Genomic DNA, 21,066 nt, shown 5'->3' with positions numbered 1-21,066 from the left:
CTTTAAGCCTCGCCATTATAATTTAAATTGGGATTGATGATTTTATGTCAAATATGATAGCATCATTGTACAATATCAGGCTCCTTGATGAGCTTGCAGAGAAAAGGACAATTATTCATAATATACACCCGCTGATAAAGGTGTTAACAACATGCGTTTATTTAATTGTAGTTGTATCTTTCAACAAGTACGAGTTAAGCGGGTTGTTGCCGCTTGTGTTTTACCCTGTTATTATTATAGCACTGGCAGATATTCCCATAGTTCCGCTTTTAAAAAGGATGCTTGTAGTTGCACCTTTTATAATTGGTATAGGATTATTTAACCCGTTGTTTGATCACAGCCCAATGGTTGTATTGCCATGGATTCAGATTTCAGGAGGTTGGATATCCTTTTTTTCAATTCTATTGAAAGGCGTTTTAACGATACTGGCAGCATTGGTCCTTATAGCTACGACAGGAATGACAAGGATTGCAGCGGCGCTTGGAATGATGAGGGTACCCAGGGTATTTATATTGCAGCTTCTACTGACATACAGGTATATCTCTGTGCTGATTGAGGAAGTTGGCCGCACGGTACGTGCGTATTCGTTGCGTTCCCGGGGTGAAAAAGGCATCAGATTCAGTGATTGGGGTTCTTTAACAGGACAGTTGCTGATCAGAACATTGGAAAGAGCCCAGCGTGTTTATCATTCCATGTGCTGCCGGGGATTTGCAGGAGATTATAATGTCGGCAGCGAGAAAAGAATCCAAATTGGAGATATTTTATACTTTACCGGATGGGGTTTATACTTTGTGGTAATACGCTATTTCAATATTCCGGCTGCGATAGGTTCATTAATAACAGGAGTGTGAAGATGAGTCACCATATTATCCAAGCCAACAATTTAAAATATACGTATCCTGACGGGCGACAGGCTCTAAATGGTGTGACATTCCAAATACAACATGGCGAGTCCGTTGGTATCGTAGGTGCAAATGGTGCAGGTAAGTCGACATTATTAATGCACCTTGTCGGCATTTTATTTCCGGATGAGGGAGAAATCAGTGTGGGAGAAGTGCCGGTAATTAAGAAAACATTGCCGGTGATAAGGCAAAGTGTGGGGATGGTTTTTCAGGATCCGGATGACCAGTTGTTTATGACAACTGTTTATGATGATGTGGCCTTTGGGCCACGTAATTATAAATTACCTGAAGGCGAAGTTGAAAAGAGGGTAAAAAGTTCGCTTGAGACTGTCGGAATTCTCCACTTGATGGACAGGCCGCCCTACAAGCTTTCAGGTGGAGAAAAGCGTGCAGCGGCCATTGCCACAGTTTTAGCCATGAAACCGGATATTCTTGTTATGGATGAACCCTCATCCGCCCTGGACCCGAAATCAAGGCGCCGGTTAATAACGCTCCTGAAGCGCTTTACTCACACCAAAATCATAGCATCTCATGATTTGGACATGGTTTTGGAGCTTTGCGAAAGAACTATTATCTTAAATAATGGGCAAATAATTACCGACGGGACGACATTAGATATTCTGGCCAATGAAGAATTGATGGAAAAGTGCGGGCTTGAAATGCCCCTGGGTTTGCAAGGCTGTCCGGTTTGTGGAGCAAAAAAGGCAACATAATAAATGGGGTTTTGGATATTGGTTACATTAGCAATAGCTTTTGGGGGGCATGTTTGAGGCCATTAAATAAAAATGATAATAATAATGGACAACCTGATAAAAGTATGTTAAACTTTTAAAAATTTAACCAGTTTAATTTTTTTTAACAGAATATACTTTTAAGCAAACAGGTGTCTTCACCGGAAAGGTGCAAGCTTAAAAGGGAAGCCGGTGTAAATCCGGCGCGGTCCCGCCACTGTGATGGGGAAAGTTCTCACATAGTGTCACTGGGTGTTAACCCGGGAAGACGTGAGATCTTGATGAACCAGAGCCAGGAGACCTGCCTGTTTTGTTGTAACCATTACCTACGGGTGATAGGGAGGTGGCTATTTTTATGTGGAATTATTATCCCGGTAGCAGGGATTAACCCCCGGTCTCTTTGTAGGCCGGGGTTTTTTGTTATGAAAATTAGCCGGGAGGAAAATGTGTTGTTAGAAGAAGTAACGTTGTTTAATAAACAGGTTTCCATCCACGGGATAAACTTTTATATTCATAACCAAACAACATTTCTTATTTCATCTAACAGACCTTTGAAGGTGCTTGGTTCTGCTGTTCTTGGTGGAAATTTACGATGGGCCAGGTACATAATTAATCACTCTGTTGACAAAAACTATCAGGGTAGTAATCCGGAGCAGGATTTAAAGCAGGTGGCTGAACGTTTACAGTTGGGGCATGATGTTTTGGGCATGATGACGGCTGTAAGTGTTACCCATACCGTATTGAGCAATGGGAGGCAAAAAGAGCTTTCAGTGGCTACTCTTTGCACGGCGGGAATAGGTAATCCTGGGGTTGCAGGCTTACCGATCAAAAAGGTGTCTGGCAAATATCAGCCGGGAACCATAAATCTTATTTTGTTAATTGACGGAGATTTAACTGATTCTGCAATGGTGAATGCGATAATAACGGCAACCGAGGCTAAGACAAGGGCTTTGTTCAACGCAAAAATCAGCCTGCCGAGCGGTGAGCGGATAACAGGGACCACAACGGATGCCATTGTGGTTGCCTGTACCGGTAGGGGAGAGCCGCTGCCTTATGCCGGTACTGCAACTGACCTGGGTTATTTGATTGGACGAACAGTATATAAGGCGGTAATGCAAGGAGTTAATACATATTTGTTATTATCCGGTGGGGAATACAAGTTCGAAAACAAGCAGAAGTTGTTGAATTGAACTATTTGAAAATTAATTGAGATAGGAGGAAAAAGATGAATATATTAAATAGAAAAAGCCATAGATATTTGGCTTTTAAAATAACTTTATTAATATTTTTAACAACTTTATTAGTACCTGTACTTGCATTTGTATTCACAGGCATTGAAGATAGTAGGGCTGTTGCTGCTGAGGTTTATGATGATTTAGCTTTAAAAGCGGTACGTAACAACTACAATTTATACCAAGGTGGAAAAGCAGTTGACGGCGCATATGGTTTTGGAGCATATGATGCATATGTATTAACACAAGCGGGAGCTAATTTAAATACATGGGTATATGACGGTACAAGTTTCAAAGATAATGTGCTTAATTTGATTGCTACTACTATAGCAAACAAAGATACAGAGAATGCATCATCGGCAAAGAGAGTAGCTTATGAATATATAACTGCAAAGAGATGGGGAGTAGAAGCAAATACTCTTACGGAATTGTTAAACATATTAAAAGCTAAGCAGCTTGCAAGTGGAGACGGTTCATTTGACCAAAATCCCTATAGTGATATGTCTGCTTTTGAGGCATTAGGCAGAGCCGGAGTCATAGGTGAAATAGATACAGCAGGTGCAATAGCTTATATTTTAGGCGAACAAGATGATGCAACAGGTAAATGGTGTGATTTTTTGAGCACGGCACAAGCCGTGCGGGCGTTAACATATTTAAAGAATTACTCAGGGGATCAGGCTGCAGATGTTCAGTCTGCAATTGACAAAGGGGTTAACTGGATACAAAATCAACAGCAAGAAGACGGAAGTTTTACAGTATCATCCGTATGGGGCGAGTTTACATTTTGGGATGATAAAGTTATAGATACGGCAGAAGCGATTATTACCCTAGATCTTTTAGGGATAGATCCTGCTACATGGATAAGTGAAGCAAGTAAAAGTCCTGTAGATTACATGAAAGAAAAAGCTTTGAATCAAGATGGTACATTTGGGGACTACGGAACTTCACTAGATAATACTATGGCATTGGAAACCTACCTGATACTTGGAGGGAATGTTGCAGAAGATACCGCACTTGGAATAAGTGTAAATCCGTCCGGTGCAGAAATTATTGTAGGAGACGAACAGCAATATACTGCAAAGGTTTGTAAATTTGACGGTAATGAAGAAGATGTAAGTCAGTTAACAGATTGGTCTATAGATAATACAGATGTAGCGACAGTAAATAATAGTGGATTAGTTACAGGGGTTGGAGTAGGAGATACAGTTGTTACTGCAACGTATCAGAGTGTCAGCGGCAGTGCCAATGTTAGTGTTACCGGTAGTGTTGGAAATAGTGGTAATAATAACCAGCAGGGTATTATAGTTCCTATAAAAGTAATTGGCAAAAATAAAGAAATTTTATTTGAGGGTGATGTAACATTAAAAGAAAGTAAAGAATGGGGTGTAACTGCTATGGGCGCTCTTCATGCCACCGGACTAAGTTATACGGAAGACGGAGGCTTTGTCAACAGCATAGCCGGGCAGGCCAACAGCGGGATGAGCGGGTGGATGTATAAAGTTAATAATTCCGTGCCCAGTGTGCTGGCCAGCGATAAAACCGTCAATGAAGGAGACCGAATAATCTGGTGGTACAGTACGGACCCGAATTCCAGCGGCCCGGCCTGGGATAGCTTGGTAAAAGGTAACAGTGCAACAGATAATCCGGCTATACTGGAAGAGTATAATAATCAAGTAACTGATCTACAAAATAAAATTGCCGGCGGTGAAATAACACCGTCTGATGCAGTAGAAGAAACTATTAAAATCATGAACAATGTGAAAAATGAACTGGCATCCCCGGAAACAAGCGTTACAGAGGCAGGTAAAACGGTCCGGGACCTTATGGAAAAAATCATTGCTTCCCTGATTGAAAATAAAAATGCCACTGCTGTTCAAGCCGCAGCGGTTTTGAAACCCGTAGTAAACGACGGTGTGAAAATTGTACTGGCCAGACCCGATGGGGTTGATGTTGCAGGGGAACTTAAAAACAGCCTTGCTTCCCAGGTTAGGGATATAATCACCAAGGCAGGAACAATTTCATCCGCGCAGCTGAAAGTATTCGGCTCGGATTCAACAACCACAGTAAGTCTACCGGCCAATATTCTGGAGCAACAACTGGAACAGCTTAGCCGGGCGCAGCGGGAATTGTCAGACATTCTCAGCGGTGACCGGCTACAAGAAATAGCCGTGCTGGCCCGGACACCGGTTCAGCAGCTTGAAGTGGATCTTGCCGGGGTGGCGGGACAGAAAGCCAACACCGAGCTTGTGGTTGCAGATGATGTTGCCCGGAACTTGAGGGAAAGCGAGCTAAAACTGGCTGTCAGGGTGAGTGATGGCTTCACAATCGTGCTGTCCGGAACAGAACGGGCCGACCGGCAAACAGTCTTTACGGGACATAAGCCGGTAATGTTGGCTGCCCGTGATACTGATGGCTTACTTGATTTAATTGCCTCCGGCCTTTTTTCACAAAATGAACCGGCATCTTCCGCTGCCGAAGGTTACGTATTATCGGTGTCCCAATTGGATTCTGCCAAAGCAGATAAATTGGTCCGGGATGCCAATGCCAATTCGTCTTCGCATCTTACCCTGCGCCCTGTGGGTAAAGCATACACGGTGACTGTTAAGGATCTGATAAACAAAGAAGTTGTAAACAGCCTGGCCGAACCGTTGGAACTGGAAATGAGTTGCCGGGGATTGACCGAGGACCCGGAAATTACCGGCATTTACAGGTATCAGGACGGCAAGTTCACTTATGTCGGAGCAAAACCAGATAAAACCAGAGAAATGATAAGTGCCAAAACAATCACTGGAGGTACCTTTACCCTGCTGGAATATGATAAGCAATTTACCGATCTGGCCGGTCACTGGGCTGAAAAAGATATCCGGGTGCTGAGCGCAAGGCATATAGTAAGCGGTGCTACACCTGCCACCTTTGCACCGGGTCAGACGGCAACCAGAGCCCAGTGTGCCGCTCTGTTGGTCCGTGCACTGGGCATACCCAAAAGTAATGCCGGCCATACATTTACCGATGTTTCCCAAAGTGCCTGGTATGCGGGTGATGTTGCGGCAGCTGTAAAGGCGGGAATTATTAAGGGAACATCGGCCGGTACGTTTTCCCCTGATAAGGGTATCTCCCGGGCTGAACTGGCGGTAATGATCAGCCGGGTGCTTGAAAGCAAAACAGGTCGGGAAGTTTCGGATCTAAATAAAGTACTGGCTAAATATACCGATGCCGGACAAATTCCCGACTGGGCTAAAGAATGGATAGCCCTTGCCGTGGAAAGTGGCATTGTTAACGGCCGTACAGCAGATACCATTGTTCCGAAAGGTATGGTTAACCGGGCTGAAGTAGCTGTGATAATCGGGCGGTTACTTGAGCATATAGAGTAAATTTAACTGTAAAGATACACTGCCAGCTAAAACTTGCCGGCAGTGTATCATTATCTTTTTCATGATGTAATTCAACAATTCAACACCTGGTACCACAGGAGATGAGGGAAAGTGCAAAAACACCGTTTTTTATGCTTACTAATTCTTGGCTTAATGTTGCTGATCGTTACTGCCTGTGCAGGCAAAGGAACCGGTGATGAACCGGCCAATGTTACTCCTGCTGCCAACGGGATTGAGTCAAAAGCTGCGCAAAAGCCGGGCACGTCCGAATCGGGATCTCAATCGGTGCCGGTTGCAGGTACTGAAAAAAAAGTAGCTTTACGGTTGACGAGGGATTTTGGCAGAAACTCCATATTAAAAAAAACAGTGGCTCTGCAAAAAAACTGGTCGGTATTTGATGTTCTCGAAACAAGCACCCGTGTAACCACTGCCCATGGCGGCGGTTTTATTGATAGTATTAACGGGATAAAATCTGATTTCGGTGGCTTTGGAGGTAAGAAGCAAGACTGGTTTTATTACGTTAATGGAATATTCGCCGACGTGGGGGCGCTGGATTACTACCCCGGACCGGGGGATATTATTTGGTGGGATTACCACGGGTGGGAAAGAATGGCTATGTTCCCCGCGGTTATCGGTTGCTATCCCGAACCATTCGTTCGCGGATACCGGGGTAAGGTCGGGCCTACCGTCATCATGAGTTCTGAAGATAACATAATGCTGGCTGAAAATCTACAAGAAGCCTTAAAGGCTCAAGGGGTGGCTTCCGTCACCATCAAGAATCCGGATGCCGGCTTGTTGAAAAACAGGCAGGGTCCGGTCATTGTACTGGGACAATGGAGCGAATTAAGCCAAATTGACTGGCTGGCCAATTTAAACAACGCTTACACCAAAAACGGCACTTGCGTACATTTTACCAGTGACGGGTTGGAGTTGTTGGATTACAGGGGGCGGGTCGCCCGTATAATCGATAGTAGTGCCGGGGTTATAACAGCTACCGGTGAGGGCAGCGGAGACGAAAGCCCGCTGTGGCTGATTGTGGGTACCGACCGGAAAGGCCTGCAGCAGGCAGTGGATGTGCTGGTTACAAGTCCCGGTAAAATCTCCGGGTTATTTAGTGCGGCAATTGTAGCAGGAGAAGTTGTCAGCCTGCCGCTGGAATAAAAAACTTAAAGGAACAGGATGAATCATGCTTGCTTACCGTGAAAAGGATAATTTAATACATAAGCTGCATCCCCTTGCGGCGGTGGCCTATATCTCCATAATTATTATTTTATCCCTGATCTTTTCCCATCCTGTATACCTGCTGGGCCTGCTGCTGGCGGTGGGAACGGTGATCATTGCTTCCGGCAATTTCCGGGAATGGACACCTTACTTGTTGATCAGCCTGGGTATGATTACGGTGATTATGCTGGTTAACGCTGTCTTTGTCCAGGCCGGTTCCACCGTGCTGTTTTACGGCCCGCGGGTTCCCGTGCTGGGTAAAATTAGAATAACCCTGGAAGCCATATGTTTCGGAATCGGTATGGGTATTCGTTTGCTGGTAATTGTCAGCGCATTTTGTTTCTACACCTACGCCGTACACCCCGATAAAGCATTAAAGTTATTCAGCAAGTTTGGCAACAAATCCGTGCTGGCCGTAACCCTTTCCACCAGGTTGTTTCCCCTGATGATCCGGGATGTGCGCCGAATAACCGAGGTGCAGCGCTGCCGCGGGGTAAAACTGGATACGGGCAGCCGGTGGCAGCGGGTTAAGAACCGGCTGCCGGTAATAAATGTACTTTTGTTGTCTTCTCTGGAGCGCTCTCTGCAGTTGGCCGAATCAATGCAGGCCAGGGGATATGGTAGTGGGAAAAGGACTTGTTATACCCGTGATTTATGGCGACCTAGGGACTGCTTAATCTTTTCCGCTGCGGTTCTTTCCTTGCTAACCGGAATTTGGGCGGTCTGGCAGGGGTGGGCCGGCTACACCTATTACCCCCGGTTGGAGAGTTTACAACTAAATGATCTCAAGATGGCGGCTGTTATAGTATTAGCATTAACAGTTCCGACCGTGCTGAGCTGGGGGTGGAAGAAATGGCCGTTATTAAAATCCAAGATTTAACCTATTATTATCCGGAGACACAGAAACCGGCCCTGGATAAAATCAATCTGGAAATCCCCGGGGGACAGTTTATCCTGTTGGTGGGTGGATCCGGCTGCGGAAAATCAACCTTGGTTCGTGCCCTGGCGGGTTTGATCCCCGACTTTTACGGTGGAACTTACGGGGGCAAGGTTTATATTAATGATAAAGAAATCAGACAACTCGACCGGCGTAGCCTGGTACGGCAGGTGGGCATGGTTTTTCAGGACCCGGAGAGCCAGCTGGTTATGACCGACGTGGAACAGGAGGTGGCCTTTGGTCTGGAGAACCTGGGTTTGCCCAACAGCTTAATGAAAAGGCGGGTAATGGAGGTTACCGGTGCCCTGGCGTTATCCGGTTATTTACGTAGCTTTACCCCGGAATTATCAGGGGGGCAGAAACAGAAAGTCGCCCTGGCCTCTGTTTTGGCCATGCAGCCGGAAATTCTGATATTGGATGAACCTACTTCCCAGCTGGATCCCATAGCCGGTGAAGAAATACTTACTATGGTTAGGCGATTAAACGAGGAAAACGGCATTACGGTTATCCTGGTGGAACAACGTTTGGAAAGGTGCTTTCACCTGGCTGACCGGGTGATGGTTATGGAAAACGGGCGTATTCTATGTGACGATGCTCCGGATGTGGTAGCCCGGTGGGCGGCAAAAAATAAGACACCCTTTATTCCGCCGCTGGCCAGGTTATTTGCGGGCGCGGGCTTTCCGGAGGTGCCGCTCACCGTGAAACAGGGCAGGGAGATTCTTAAATCTTATGATCCGCTTCCCGGCTTAAGAATGCAGAACTTAAAAATAAAAAGAGCGGGATCAGCCGGGGGTAAATGCCTGGTAGATATACAAAACCTTTGGTTTGCTTATCCCAACGGTAAAGAGGCATTAAAGAATATCAATCTTAAAATCAGGTCCGGTGATTTTACGGTAATACTGGGAGAAAATGCAGCGGGGAAAACCACTTTGCTGAAAAATATAAACGGTTTACTCAAACCCGGCAGGGGACAGGTGAAAGTTTTAAACCAAGATACCAAAAAATTATCGGTGGAAGAACTGGCCTCTACCGTCGGTTACCTGTCACAGGACCCCAATGACTATTTATTCTTACCTACTGTACGGGAAGAACTGGTCTTCACCCTGAACAATTTGGGACTGCCCGATGACGGGATTATTGAAAAAATGCTGAAACGGTTGCAATTAACTTCCTGCGCGGAAGTCAACCCCCGGGATTTAAGCGCGGGGGAACGCCAGCGCGTGGCCCTGGCTTCTGTCCTGGTAGTCAGGCCCCAAGTACTGCTGCTGGACGAGCCCACCAGGGGGCTGGATTACCGGCTGAAGGCGGAGTTGGGGAATATCCTTTTGCAGCTTCAGGCGGAAGGGACGGCTGTTTTGGTTGTTACCCACGATGTGGAATTTGCCGCGGAATATGCCGGTAATATTATATTAATGGCTGAAGGTACCATCATTGCCAGTGGAAGTAAATATGAAATGCTCACCCGTTCCACCTTTTATTCTCCGCAGATCAGCAAGTTATTCAATAATCTGGCCGAAGACGTGGTCACTTTGGAGCAGGGTAGCGAAATATTAACCCGGTTAATGGGATTAAATGAAGACCGGGTGAATTGTGGTTAGTTTACAGGGAGGAATTTTTATGATAAGTAAAAGACTAGTTGTTTGTATAAGTATTGCATTATCATTTATTTTTCCATTTACCGGTATCGCTTCGGCAACCAATTTATTTCCGGAGCAGCAGGCTGAGCAAAGTATTAAAAAAGCGATAACATACCTGCGCGGTATTCAAAATGATGATGGCGGATTTCCCACTCAGAAGGGACGCGACAGCAGCCGGGCTATAACTGCCTGGGTTATCATGGCCCTGGCGGCGGCGGGGGAGGATGTTGCCGGCAGCAGATGGTCTCCCTCCGGCCAAAGTCCCATTGATTTTTTAAAGAATTGTAAAAATTCCCTGGAATCCACCGGTGACTATGCTGTTACTCTACTGGCTTTGACAGCTGCCCGCCAGGGTAATGCTTATCAAGGGGTTAACCTGGCCGGGAAAATAGCTTCCTTTCAGCAGACCGGCGGTCAATTTGCCCAGCCTGCCCGGGGAGAGCAGGGATTGATAAACTATCACATGTGGTCGGTTTTGGCCCTTGCCTCTACCGGACAGGATATACCAAACAAAGAGCGGGCCAAAGAGTGGCTGCTGGCCCGGCAGAATAAGGACGGCGGCTTCGGCTGGGCCGAGGGAATAAACAGTGACCCGGATGACACGGCGGTAGCCATCCAAACCCTGGTTGTGCTGGGAGAGGACCCGCAAAGTTCTCCGGCCATAAGGGGTGCTCTGAATTACTTAAAAAGCTGCCGGGAAGAAGACGGCGGCTTTAGCTGGGAGGGTAACAAGTCCAACAGCGCTACCGATGCCTGGGTGTTGCAGGGGCTGTTTGCCGCCGGTGAAAACCCGGCAAGTGAAGAATGGTCAGTAAACGGTAAGAATGCGGTAACTCACCTTTTCAGCCTGCAAAACAGTGACGGTTCCTTTAATTGGATGCCTGATGTACGATCTTCACCGGTGATGATGACGGCCTATGCAGTAATGGCTCTGGCGAAAAAGCCGTTCCCGGTGAATATTGAATACGGTGCTGGAAAAACGGAACTTCCCGGTGGTGGGATATTTTCCGACATTTCCACCAGTCATTGGGCTCACAGCTCCATTATGGAACTGGTGAAAGAAAAAGTATTAAGCGGGTATCCCGGCGGAACCTTTAAGCCGGGGAATCCGGTGACCAGAGCTGAATTTGCCAAGTTTATGGTTTACGGCCTGGGTTACCGGAGCTTGGAAAGTGATTCCGCTTTGAGGTTTAAGGACGTATCAGAAAGCTACTGGGCTAACCGGGTTATCTCAATAGCGGTGGATATGGGGTATGTTAAAGGAAAACCGGGCGGAGTTTTTGATCCCGGCGGCAATATAACCGGAGGGGAACTGGCCGCCATGCTGGTCAGGGCATTGCCGCCGGAAAAACAGGTCAAAGTTGAGGCCGGCTCTTACTGGTACTCGGGAAGCGTACAGCTGGCCGGGGATAACGGGCTGTTGTATCCCGGCTTTGATGCCCGGGCCCAGGCAACCAGGGCCCAGTGTGCCTACAGTATTACGCGGTTAAGAAACCTATTAAAGTAATAAGATCGAAACAGGATGGATTTTAATGAAAATCAAAATTTTTGCCGCGATACTGGTGTTTCTCGGCCTTTTGCTGGCCGTTAGCGTAATTCCCGTCAATCCATTATATAATGTGAACTGGGCTTTGTTTTCATCAGTTGTAATTGGTCTGGCCATGCTGGCTTTTTTCCGGTGTTTCGAGAAAAGCGCGGTAACATCAAAAGAGATTGCCCTTATCTCTACCATGGCCGCACTGGCTGCTGTTTCGAGAATACCCTTTGCTGCCATTATGAGTGTTCAGCCGACAACTTTTATCGTTATGATTACCGGTTATGTTTTCGGTGCACAAACCGGATTTATGGTTGGAGCTATTGCGGCTTTGGTATCTAATTTCTTTTTGGGGCAGGGGCCGTGGACACCCTGGCAGATGTATTGCTGGGGCCTGTGCGGGGTATCGGCGGCACTGCTGGCAGGCAGACAAAAAGGTTTTAAATTAAGTACCTTTATAATACTGGCTGGATTCTGGGGTTATCTTTTCGGCTGGATTATGAATATATGGCACTGGGTCGGCTTTGTTTATCCTTTGACATTGGAAACTTTTATCGCCACCTATTTAGCCAGTTTTACCTTTGATACTTTCCACGCCGTGGGGAACGTTATTTTTACTGTTTTATTGGGTAAATCTTTTTACCGGGCTCTAAATCGTTTTAAAAATAAATTTTCGATAATTTATATTGATTGCTAAGAGAATAATAACCGGTGCATGAAGCTGTGCAGATGAAAAATGAGGTTAAACATTTGTTATTCTTGACAAAGTCCCTGCGTATTTATATAATTTTACCTGTTGAACTACTGGAGGGGTAAGTTTATGCCCTTTTTGGACGTGGAACGATTAAAGAAGGTGAAGGGCGAGCGGCAAAAGGTTTCCTTTGCCGGTGACCTGCCGCCGATTAGGGTGGACGGTAATCAGGTGAAGTTTGCCAAGCCGGCGCAATTTGACCTGGTGCTGACCAATGTGGGTAACGCCATTGATGTCTACGGCGGTATTAAAGCCGACATTAAAGTACAGTGCAGCCGTTGCCTGGAGGATTTCACGCTGACCATGGATGCGGACTTTCACGAAACCTATTACGATAAGACCTTTCAGGCACCCGGGGATAGTGGTGAGGAATGGATCCCGTACAGCGGCGACACTATAGATATTACGCCGGAGGCACAGGGCACCATTTTGGTAAATTTGCCGTTACGGTTTATCTGCCAGGAAGAGTGCCGGGGATTATGCCCCGTATGCGGTGTCAACCGGAACCAACAAAACTGTGATTGCGTCCAGGACGACACAGACCCGCGCCTGGCTAAATTAAAGGATTTATTTAAGTGAGTGTTCGAAAAGGAGCACGATAGACACGAGAAGTTCAAGGCGGCGAAGGCTTTGAGGAGCGGAGCGACTAGTGCCTTCGGCACTAGTATCATTGAAAACGTGCAGCTTTGACATAAAAGTCCAATGTAGGCTTAGAAATTATCCGTATGTTATGAAAAAGGACTTTTATGTCGCTGCACTTAAAACAATACGTGAGCACCGCAAAAGCCGAGCCAACGCAGAAATTCGAAGTGGATCTCGCGCGGACTTTTCGAACATCCTCTTTGAGTCATAAATTAAAGGGGGTGGAGAAACATGGGAGTGCCAAAGAGGAGAACATCCAAACAACGCAAGCGGCAGCGCAGGGCGCACTGGAAAATTGAAGCCCCCAAGCTGGTCAACTGTCCGCAATGCCATGAACTGACGGTGCCGCACCGGGCTTGCTCTGAATGCGGTTATTATAAAGGCAGAGAAGTAGTGGCAGCCAAATAAAGGAATATTTGCAAAAAATAAGCTCGAAAAAGAGCTTATTTTTTTATGCCCCTGGAGGTTGCTTTTATTTCCCAATTGATATATACTCTGTTTTAGTACCTGGTGCTAATTTTCCGGGTACACAGCAAGGTGTAAAAATGAGTAAAAACGGTTGTGTAAAATCGGAAAGACATGTTTTATTGACCAGGTATCTTGCCGGGAACCCTTTTTTGACCGACGAGGATTTGGCGCAAGTATTGGGGGTCAGCATTCAAACCATCAGGTTGGACCGGGCTGAACTGGACATTCCGGAAATGCGGGAGCGGGTTAAAAAAATGGCCCGGGGGGCGTACCGCAACCTGCGGTCGATTGAGAGCACCGAGATAGTGGGCGAGTTGGTTACCTTGGAGGTGGGCCGGGAGGGATTATCCATCCTTACCGTCACCGAAGAAATGACGTTGCGTAAAACCAAGGTACTTGACGGGCGGTATCTTTTTGCCCAGGCCAATTCGCTGGCCGTGTCGCTTATCGATGCCGATGTGGTCCTCACGGGAACGGCCAAAACCAGTTTCAAAAGGCCGGTTTTTCGCAATGAAAAAGTAGTGGCCCGGGCGTTAATCACCAGGAAAAAGGGCAATAAATATATGGTAAGGGTTTCTTCCCATGTTCGGGATGAGTTAGTGTTTCAAGGAAAATTTTTGGTATTTGATCTATCCGAGGAGGTTAACAGGCTTGAAAATAGCCCTTGATGCCATGGGTGGCGATCACGCGCCCCGGGAAATAGTGCGGGGGGCCTGGGAAGCCTGCCGGGAAAACGGGTTGGAAGTAGTCTTGGTGGGTGACAGAGATACTTTGGTAAAAGAAATTGATGAACTGGCAGAACCATGTTCTGCTCTGGAAATTGTACATGCAACGGAAGTGATCGCCATGGACGAGGCGCCGGCTGTGGCAGTGCGACGTAAAAAAAATGCTTCGGTGGTCGTGGCCGCTGAACTGGTACGCAGCGGCCATGTCAAGGCAATGGTTTCCGCCGGCAGTACCGGCGCCACCATGGCCGCCGCCCTGCTGAACTGGGGTCGCATACCCGGCATTGCCCGCCCGGCCATAGCCAGTGTGCTGCCCACCGTGCGGGGAGTTACCATACTGCTTGACGTGGGCGCTAATGTGGATTGCAAGCCCAAGCACCTGTTGCAGTTTGCAGTTATGGGTTCGCTGTATGCCCAAAAGATTTTGGGTATTGACAGCCCCCGGGTGGGGCTGGTGAATGTCGGTGAAGAGAGTTCCAAGGGCAATGAACTGACCCAACAGACTTACCCGCTGCTGCAGGAAGCGCCGGTGAACTTTTACGGCAACATTGAGGGTCGGGACATTTTTCAAGGTACGGTTGACGTAGCCGTATGCGACGGTTTTGTGGGCAATGTGGTGCTGAAAACCGGCGAGGGGCTGGCCGACGCGCTGATGAAAATGATCAAGCGGGAAATGCAGCAGAGCAGCCTGGCGAAAATCGGTGCCACCCTGACATTGCCGGCCATGCGGAATTTAAAGAAAAGATTGGATTATTCCGAGTACGGCGGGGCACCGCTTTTGGGGGTTAACGGGGTGGCTATTGTCTGCCACGGTACTTCCAGGGCGCTGGCCATTAAAAATGCCCTGTTCCGTGCCCGGGAATCCGTGGAAGCCGGGTTGATCGGCGCCATTGGCGCCAGCTTGCATGATCCGGTACGAGAGGTTGGATATGTCGATGGGATGTGAAACAATCCGGGCGGGTATTGTGGGCGTAGGAACTTACGCGCCCGAGCGGGTATTGACCAACGCAGACATACAGCAAATAGTGGACACCAGCGATGAATGGATTCGCACGCGCACGGGGATTCTCGAAAGGCGGTTGGCTTCCGCGGATGAGGCCACTTCCGATCTGGCCCTGACCGCTTCCCGCAGGGCCCTGGACGATGCCGGCGTACGGCCCGAAGAACTGGATCTGGTGATTGCGGCCACCAATACACCGGACATGCTCTTTCCCGCCACGGCCTGTCTGTTGCAAGACAGGTTGGGTGCGGCCAATGCCGGGGCGTTTGACTTGCTGGCAGGTTGCACCGGGTTTATTTACGGGGTCGCCGTTGGTGCGCAATTTATTGCCGCCGGTACTGCGCGGACGGTGCTGGTGGCGGGCGCGGAAACGCTGTCGCGGATTTTAAACTGGCGGGACCGCAATACCTGCGTGCTGTTCGGCGATGCGGCGGGCTCGGTGGTGTTGCGCCGGGTGCCCGGCGACCGTGGCATCCTGGCCACCGCGCTGGGTTCGGACGGCAGCGGCGGCCACCTTTTGCAGTTGCCGGCGGGCGGATCCCGGCAACCGGCCACAGCGGAAACTGTAGAACGAAATTTGCACTGTTTGACCATGAACGGGCGTGAAGTTTTCAAGTTCGCCGTGCGTGCCATGGAGGACGGTGCAAACGAGGTGTTGCGCCGGGCCGGCATGACCGGCGCGGACGTGGACTTTTTGATCCCGCACCAGGCCAACATTCGCATTATCGAACACGCCGCTAAAAAGATGAAACTGCCCATGGAGCGGGTGGCCGTGAATGTGGACCGCTACGGCAATACTTCTACGGCTTCCATTCCGCTGGCCTTGGAAGAGTCACTGCACAGTGGTAAAATTAAAGACGGCGACAATGTGGTGATGGTGGGTTTCGGTGCCGGTCTCACCTGGGCTGGCTTGCTGATTAAGTGGTATGATTATAAAAAGCGGTAGGAGGGAAACAGTATTAGAACGCGCATTTGCGAATTGCTGGGTATAGAGCACCCCGTACTGCAGGGCGGTATGGCCTGGGTTTCCACCGCCGAACTGGTCGCCGCCGTGAGTGAGGGCGGCGGGCTGGGTATTATCGGTTCGGGTCAGGCTCCGCCCGAATGGGTGCGGGAGCAGGTAAGAAAAACCAAGGCGTTGACCGGTAAACCCTTCGGGGTCAACGTGATGTTGCTTTCACCCCACGCCGAGGACATCATGCAACTGCTGGCGGAAGAACGGGTGGCCGTGGTTACCACCGGGGCGGGTAATCCTGGCAAATACCTGCCCTTGCTGCACGGGGCCGGCATCAGAGTGATTCCCGTGGTATCCTCGGTGGCCCTGGCCAAAAGGCTGGTTCGTTCCGGGGTTGACGCCCTGATTGCCGAAGGCATGGAATCCGGCGGGCACGTGGGGGAATTGACCACCATGGCCCTGGTTCCCCAGGTGGTGGAGGCCGTGGAGGTGCCGGTAATCGCCGCCGGAGGCATTTGCGACGGCAGGGGGATGGCCGCGGCGCTGATGCTGGGCGCCGAGGGCGTGCAGATTGGCACCCGGTTTATCAGCGCTGAAGAATGTACAGTACACCCGCAGGTCAAGGAAATGATTATCAAGGCCAAGGACCGGGACACCATCGTTACCGGCAGGCCCACCGGCCATCCCGTACGGGTGCTGAAAAACAAGCTGGCCAGGCAATTTATGGAGCTGGAAGATTCCTGTGCTCCGGCAGAAGAGTTTGAAAGGCTTGGCGTGGGCCGCTTGAAGTTGGCCATGGTTGACGGTGACATTGCTATGGGATCGGTAATGGCCGGCCAGGTTTCAGCCATGGTGCGCCGGGTCCAGCCGGCCCGGGAAATTATAAATGATGTGGTAACGGAAGCAGAAAAAATTATCAAAAATATTTGCAGCAAGGTGGTGGTTTAAGATGCTGGCATACATTTTCCCCGGGCAGGGGTCGCAGTTCGTGGGTATGGGTAAGGACTTATACGATAAGTATGATTATGTACGGGAAGTATTTGATATGGCGGACCGGGCCCTGGGGTTTTCGCTTTCCGGGTTGATATTTGAGGGTCCGGCGGAAGAACTGCAGAAAACCGTTAACGCGCAGCCGGCTATCCTTACCGCCAGCATTGCGTTGTACGAGGTCATCAGGCGGGCCGGGGTACGTCCCGGGGCGGTTGCCGGGCACAGCCTGGGCGAATATTCGGCCCTGGTGGCGGCCGGTTCCCTTAAATTCAGCGATGCCGTGCGGCTGGTTCGCTTGCGCGGGCAATTTATGCAGGAGGCCGTCCCCCTGGGCCGGGGCGGTATGATGGCTGTGCTGGGACTGACCCCGGACGAAGTGGAAGAAGGATGCCGCCGCGCGGCGAACGCCGGCATAGTCGAGGCAGCCAACTTCAACTGTCCGGGTCAAGTGGTGGTGGCCGGTGAAAACAAAGCTTTGAAACGGGCGCAGGAAATTTTTAAAGAGATGGGCGCGCGGCGGTGTATTCTGTTGCAAGTAAGCGCTCCTTTCCACAGCAGTATGATGGCGCCCGCCGGCGAAAAGCTGGTGGCGGAGTTGGCCCGGGTGGAGATCAGGGACCCGGCGGTGCCGGTGATGGCCAATATTACCGCTGACTACGTATACACCGCGCAGCAAGTGCGGGATGCGCTGATTCGCCAGGTTTCCGGTCCCGTGCTATGGGAACAAAGCATGCGCCGCCTGCTGGCTGACGGCTACAATTTGTTTGTGGAAGTGGGGCCGGGGCAGGTACTGACCGGCCTGCTGAAAAAAATCAGCCGGCAGACCCAATCTGTCAATTTCCAAAGCGAGGCCGAGCCGGAAAAGGTTATTGCCCGGTTGAAGGAGGCTGTATAAATTGGATCTGAACGGAAAAGTGGCCGTTGTTACCGGGTCTTCCCGGGGCATCGGCCGGGCCGTGGCCGTTGCACTGGCCGCCCGGGGTGCCGCGGTGGTGGTCAATTACGCCGGTAATGCCGCGGCCGCCGGGGAAACGGCGGATGCCGTGCGCGCATGCGGCGCCGAAGCCCTGGTGATAGGGGCCGACGTGGCCGACCAGGAGCAGGTCAATACCATGATGAAACAGGTTCTGGAAACATTCGGGCGCATCGATATACTGGTCAATAACGCCGGCATCACCCGCGACAATTTGCTGCCGCGCATGCGGGAAGAAGACTGGGACGCGGTGATTAATGTCAATTTAAAAGGGGCTTATAACTGCGCCCGGGCGGTGATGCGCCCCATGTTAAAGGCGCGGTGGGGGCGAATTATCAATATCAGTTCCGTGGTGGGCCTGGCCGGCAACCCGGGGCAGGCCAATTACGCCGCCGCCAAGGCCGGTCTGGTGGGTCTCACCAAATCCCTGGCCCGGGAACTGGGCTCGCGTAATATTACGGTTAACGCTGTGGCGCCGGGCTATATAGCAACCGACATGACTGCCGGGTTGACGGAAGAAAACAAGGCCGGCATGCTCGACCGCATCGCCCTGGGCCGGCTGGGTGAGCCGGAGGAAGTGGCCTCCGTGGTGGCCTTTCTGGCGGGCGACGGGGCCGGGTATGTCACCGGGCAGGTTATAGCGGTGGACGGCGGCATGACCATGTAATATACCATATTTATGTGATTATTTTTTTAAGCTGTGAGGGGAGGTGAAAAAGTGGCCGATATATTTGAAAAGGTTAAGGAAATAATAGTTGAGCAGCTTGGCGTAGACCAGGAAGAAGTAACTCCCGAGGCTTCATTTGTCGATGACCTGGGCGCGGATTCCCTGGACATCGTGGAATTAATCATGGCCCTGGAGAAAACCTTTGAGCTGCAGATCCCCGACGAGGACGCGGAAAAAATCCGCAAGGTGGGAGAAGCCGTACAGTATATCAAAGAACATCAACAATAAAATTAAAAGCCCCGCCGGAACACCGGTGGGCTTTTTTGAAATTATATAATTGCCCCTGGGAGGTATAGGGCTTTGTTAAAAAGAGTTGTAGTAACCGGTATCGGCGTCGTAACCCCGGTGGGGAACAGCCTGGAAGAGTTCTGGCGCAATCTCACCGGCGGGGTCAGCGGGGTGGGGCCGATAACCCGGTTTGACACCGAAGGATACAGCAGTAAAATAGCGGCAGAGGTAAAGAATTTTAATCCCACTGACTTTATAGACCGCAAAGAGGCTCGCCGGATGGACCGGTTTACCCATTACGCGGTGGCCGCCACGACCATGGCAGTGGAAAATGCCGCCCTGGATATGACTAAAATCAACCGGGAGCGGGCGGGCGTTATCCTGGGTTCCGGGGTGGGCGGCCTGGAAACGCTGGAGGACCAGCACAGGGTGCTGATGGAGCGCGGGCCGGGCCGGGTGAGCCCGCTTTTTATACCGATGATGATTTCCAATATGGGCGCCGGGCGGGTGGCCATCAACTTTGGCCTGCGCGGCTGCAATGTGACCACTACCAGCGCCTGTGCCTCCAGTTCCAACGCTGTGGGGGACGCTTTCAGGTTGATTCAGCGCGGGCAGGCCGATGTGATGATCACCGGCGGCACCGAGGCGCCCGTTACGCCGCTGGCCGTGGCCGGTTTTTGTTCAATGAAGGCGTTATCTACCCGTAATGACAATCCGGCCGGTGCCAGCCGCCCCTTTGACGCCGGGCGTGACGGTTTTATCATCGGGGAAGGCGCGGTAATACTTATCCTGGAGGAAATGGAACACGCCCTGGCCCGGGGAGCCAATATCCTGGCCGAAATAACGGGTTACGGCGCCTCCTGCGATGCTTATCACATCACCGCCCCGGACCCGGAAGGCGCGGGGGCGGCCCTGTCCATGCGGTTGGCCCTGGAGGACGCCGGCCTTGCGCCGCAGGACGCGGATTACATCAATGCGCACGGGACCTCCACCCCACTGGGCGACAAGCTGGAAACCCTGGCCATCAAGGAAGTTTTCGGGGAGCACGCTGCCCGCCTGGCGGTCAGTTCGACCAAGTCCATGACGGGACACCTGCTGGGAGCGGCCGGAGGCCTGGAGGCGGCGGTTTGCGTACTGGCCATTGACCGGGGGGAGATTCCGCCCACCATCAACCTGGATACGCCGGACCCGGAGTGCGACCTGGACTACGTGCCAAACGTGGCACGCCGGGCCGATGTCAAAGTGGCGCTGACCAACTCCTTCGGCTTTGGCGGCCACAATGCCACGCTGGTCTTTGAGAGGTTTGTCAGAGAAAGGAATTAATGATATGGAGCGGTTTGAGAACGGGCTGACCGAACTGCAAAAGCGGCTGCATTACACCTGGCGCAACCCGGAATTGTTGCGCCAGGCGCTGGTGCACAGCTCCTATACATATGAAAACAAGGGGCGGGAACATTATAACAACGAGCGCCTGGAGTACCTGGGTGACGCCGTGCTGGAGCTGGTTATCAGCGACTATTTCTATCATTCTTTCCCGGAAAAAACCGAAGGCGAGCTGACCAAAATGCGCGCCCTGACGGTGTGCGAGCCTTCTTTGGCCCTGGTGGCCCGCCGCTTGGAACTGGGCCGGTATTTGCTAATGGGGCGCGGCGAAGAGCGGTCCGGCGGGAGGGACAGGCCCTCCCTTTTAGCGGATGCCTTCGAAGCCCTGCTGGGCTCGGTTTATTTGGACGCGGGGCTGGAAGAGGCGCGCCGGGTGGCCTTGCAGGAATTGGCCGGCATTTTAGAGAAAATTAAAACGGGCCAAACGGCCCGCGATTACAAGACCGACCTGCAGGAGGTACTGCAGCGCAAATCCACCGACCCCATTCATTACCATATTATAAATGAGGCAGGCCCTGATCACGATAAAGTGTTTACTGCCGCGGTGGAACACCGGGGTAAGAAAATGGGCTGGGGCCGGGGCAAATCAAAAAAGGAAGCCGAGCAGCAGGCAGCCAAAATGGCGCTGGAAAAGTACCTGCAGAGCGACTAATCCGGGA

At 50.6% G+C, this 21,066-nt stretch carries 20 protein-coding genes and 1 riboswitch; all 20 genes read left to right on the top strand.

Annotation, left to right across the window (positions count from 1 at the left end; translation table 11 throughout):
• The first annotated feature begins 44 nt into the window (after positions 1-44).
• The 20 genes from cbiQ to rnc all read left to right on the top strand — a co-directional run bounded on the left by cbiQ (position 45) and on the right by rnc (position 21,059).
• Complete coding sequence (gene cbiQ, locus BM299_RS05180) at positions 45-851, top strand: cobalt ECF transporter T component CbiQ (protein WP_092482403.1); 807 nt, start codon at positions 45-47, stop codon at positions 849-851.
• A 2-nt stretch (positions 852-853) separates the two neighbouring features.
• Positions 854-1,615: an energy-coupling factor ABC transporter ATP-binding protein gene (locus BM299_RS05175; protein WP_092482402.1), complete on the top strand. Its 762-nt coding sequence runs from the start codon at positions 854-856 to the stop codon at positions 1,613-1,615.
• A 151-nt stretch (positions 1,616-1,766) separates the two neighbouring features.
• Positions 1,767-1,956, top strand: a riboswitch (cobalamin riboswitch).
• 126 nt (positions 1,957-2,082) lie between these two features.
• Positions 2,083-2,823, top strand: a complete 741-nt coding sequence (locus BM299_RS05170) for an adenosylcobinamide amidohydrolase (RefSeq protein WP_092482401.1) — start codon at positions 2,083-2,085, stop codon at positions 2,821-2,823.
• Positions 2,824-2,858: 35 nt separating this feature from the next.
• Positions 2,859-6,236 (top strand): S-layer homology domain-containing protein, encoded by a 3,378-nt coding sequence (locus BM299_RS05165; RefSeq protein ID WP_092482400.1) that lies wholly within the window; start codon positions 2,859-2,861, stop codon positions 6,234-6,236.
• 111 nt (positions 6,237-6,347) lie between these two features.
• On the top strand, positions 6,348-7,397 hold the full coding sequence (locus BM299_RS05160) for a DUF4430 domain-containing protein (RefSeq protein WP_092482399.1): 1,050 nt from the start codon (positions 6,348-6,350) through the stop codon (positions 7,395-7,397).
• 25 nt (positions 7,398-7,422) lie between these two features.
• Positions 7,423-8,337 carry an energy-coupling factor transporter transmembrane component T family protein gene (locus BM299_RS05155; protein ID WP_092482398.1) on the top strand — a complete coding sequence of 305 codons (915 nt, stop codon included), beginning with the start codon at positions 7,423-7,425 and terminating at the stop codon, positions 8,335-8,337.
• Complete coding sequence (locus BM299_RS05150; protein ID WP_092482397.1) at positions 8,310-9,992, top strand: ABC transporter ATP-binding protein; 1,683 nt, start codon at positions 8,310-8,312, stop codon at positions 9,990-9,992. Before BM299_RS05155 ends, BM299_RS05150 begins: the two co-directional genes overlap by 28 nt.
• 19 nt (positions 9,993-10,011) lie before the next feature.
• Positions 10,012-11,538 (top strand): S-layer homology domain-containing protein, encoded by a 1,527-nt coding sequence (locus BM299_RS05145; RefSeq protein ID WP_092482396.1) that lies wholly within the window; start codon positions 10,012-10,014, stop codon positions 11,536-11,538.
• A gap of 25 nt (positions 11,539-11,563) precedes the next feature.
• Complete coding sequence (locus BM299_RS05140) at positions 11,564-12,262, top strand: ECF transporter S component (protein WP_092482395.1); 699 nt, start codon at positions 11,564-11,566, stop codon at positions 12,260-12,262.
• Between the two features lie 123 nt (positions 12,263-12,385).
• On the top strand, positions 12,386-12,895 hold the full coding sequence (locus BM299_RS05135) for a YceD family protein (RefSeq protein ID WP_092482394.1): 510 nt from the start codon (positions 12,386-12,388) through the stop codon (positions 12,893-12,895).
• Between the two features lie 294 nt (positions 12,896-13,189).
• Entirely contained in the window at positions 13,190-13,366 is a 177-nt protein-coding gene (rpmF, locus tag BM299_RS05130; RefSeq protein ID WP_092482393.1) for a 50S ribosomal protein L32, read from the top strand.
• Between the two features lie 137 nt (positions 13,367-13,503).
• The gene (gene fapR / locus BM299_RS05125; protein ID WP_092482392.1) at positions 13,504-14,094 is read left to right on the top strand and encodes a transcription factor FapR; all 591 of its coding nucleotides are present in this window, start codon (positions 13,504-13,506) and stop codon (positions 14,092-14,094) included.
• Positions 14,078-15,097: a phosphate acyltransferase PlsX gene (gene plsX / locus BM299_RS05120; RefSeq protein WP_092482391.1), complete on the top strand. Its 1,020-nt coding sequence runs from the start codon at positions 14,078-14,080 to the stop codon at positions 15,095-15,097. The genes fapR and plsX overlap by 17 nt, the downstream gene beginning before the upstream one ends.
• Positions 15,087-16,097, top strand: a complete 1,011-nt coding sequence (locus BM299_RS05115) for a beta-ketoacyl-ACP synthase III (RefSeq protein ID WP_092482390.1) — start codon at positions 15,087-15,089, stop codon at positions 16,095-16,097. The genes plsX and BM299_RS05115 overlap by 11 nt, the downstream gene beginning before the upstream one ends.
• A 12-nt stretch (positions 16,098-16,109) precedes the next feature.
• On the top strand, positions 16,110-17,054 hold the full coding sequence (gene fabK, locus BM299_RS05110; RefSeq protein ID WP_092482389.1) for an enoyl-[acyl-carrier-protein] reductase FabK: 945 nt from the start codon (positions 16,110-16,112) through the stop codon (positions 17,052-17,054).
• A 1-nt stretch (position 17,055) separates the two neighbouring features.
• On the top strand, positions 17,056-17,991 hold the full coding sequence (gene fabD, locus BM299_RS05105) for an ACP S-malonyltransferase (protein ID WP_092482388.1): 936 nt from the start codon (positions 17,056-17,058) through the stop codon (positions 17,989-17,991).
• Position 17,992: 1 nt separating this feature from the next.
• Positions 17,993-18,736 carry a 3-oxoacyl-[acyl-carrier-protein] reductase gene (gene fabG, locus BM299_RS05100; protein ID WP_092482387.1) on the top strand — a complete coding sequence of 248 codons (744 nt, stop codon included), beginning with the start codon at positions 17,993-17,995 and terminating at the stop codon, positions 18,734-18,736.
• Between the two features lie 51 nt (positions 18,737-18,787).
• Positions 18,788-19,024 carry an acyl carrier protein gene (locus tag BM299_RS05095; RefSeq protein WP_092482386.1) on the top strand — a complete coding sequence of 79 codons (237 nt, stop codon included), beginning with the start codon at positions 18,788-18,790 and terminating at the stop codon, positions 19,022-19,024.
• Between the two features lie 72 nt (positions 19,025-19,096).
• Complete coding sequence (gene fabF, locus BM299_RS05090) at positions 19,097-20,347, top strand: beta-ketoacyl-ACP synthase II (protein WP_092482385.1); 1,251 nt, start codon at positions 19,097-19,099, stop codon at positions 20,345-20,347.
• A gap of 4 nt (positions 20,348-20,351) precedes the next feature.
• Positions 20,352-21,059 (top strand): ribonuclease III, encoded by a 708-nt coding sequence (gene rnc / locus BM299_RS05085; RefSeq protein WP_092482384.1) that lies wholly within the window; start codon positions 20,352-20,354, stop codon positions 21,057-21,059.
• The last annotated feature ends 7 nt before the right edge of the window (positions 21,060-21,066 follow it).

Source organism: Desulfoscipio geothermicus DSM 3669, from assembly GCF_900115975.1.
In the GTDB taxonomy this organism is placed as follows: Bacteria; Bacillota; Desulfotomaculia; order Desulfotomaculales; family Desulfallaceae; genus Desulfoscipio; species Desulfoscipio geothermicus.
Note: the sequence above shows the minus strand (reverse complement) of the source record. Positions and strands in the feature narration are given on the sequence as shown.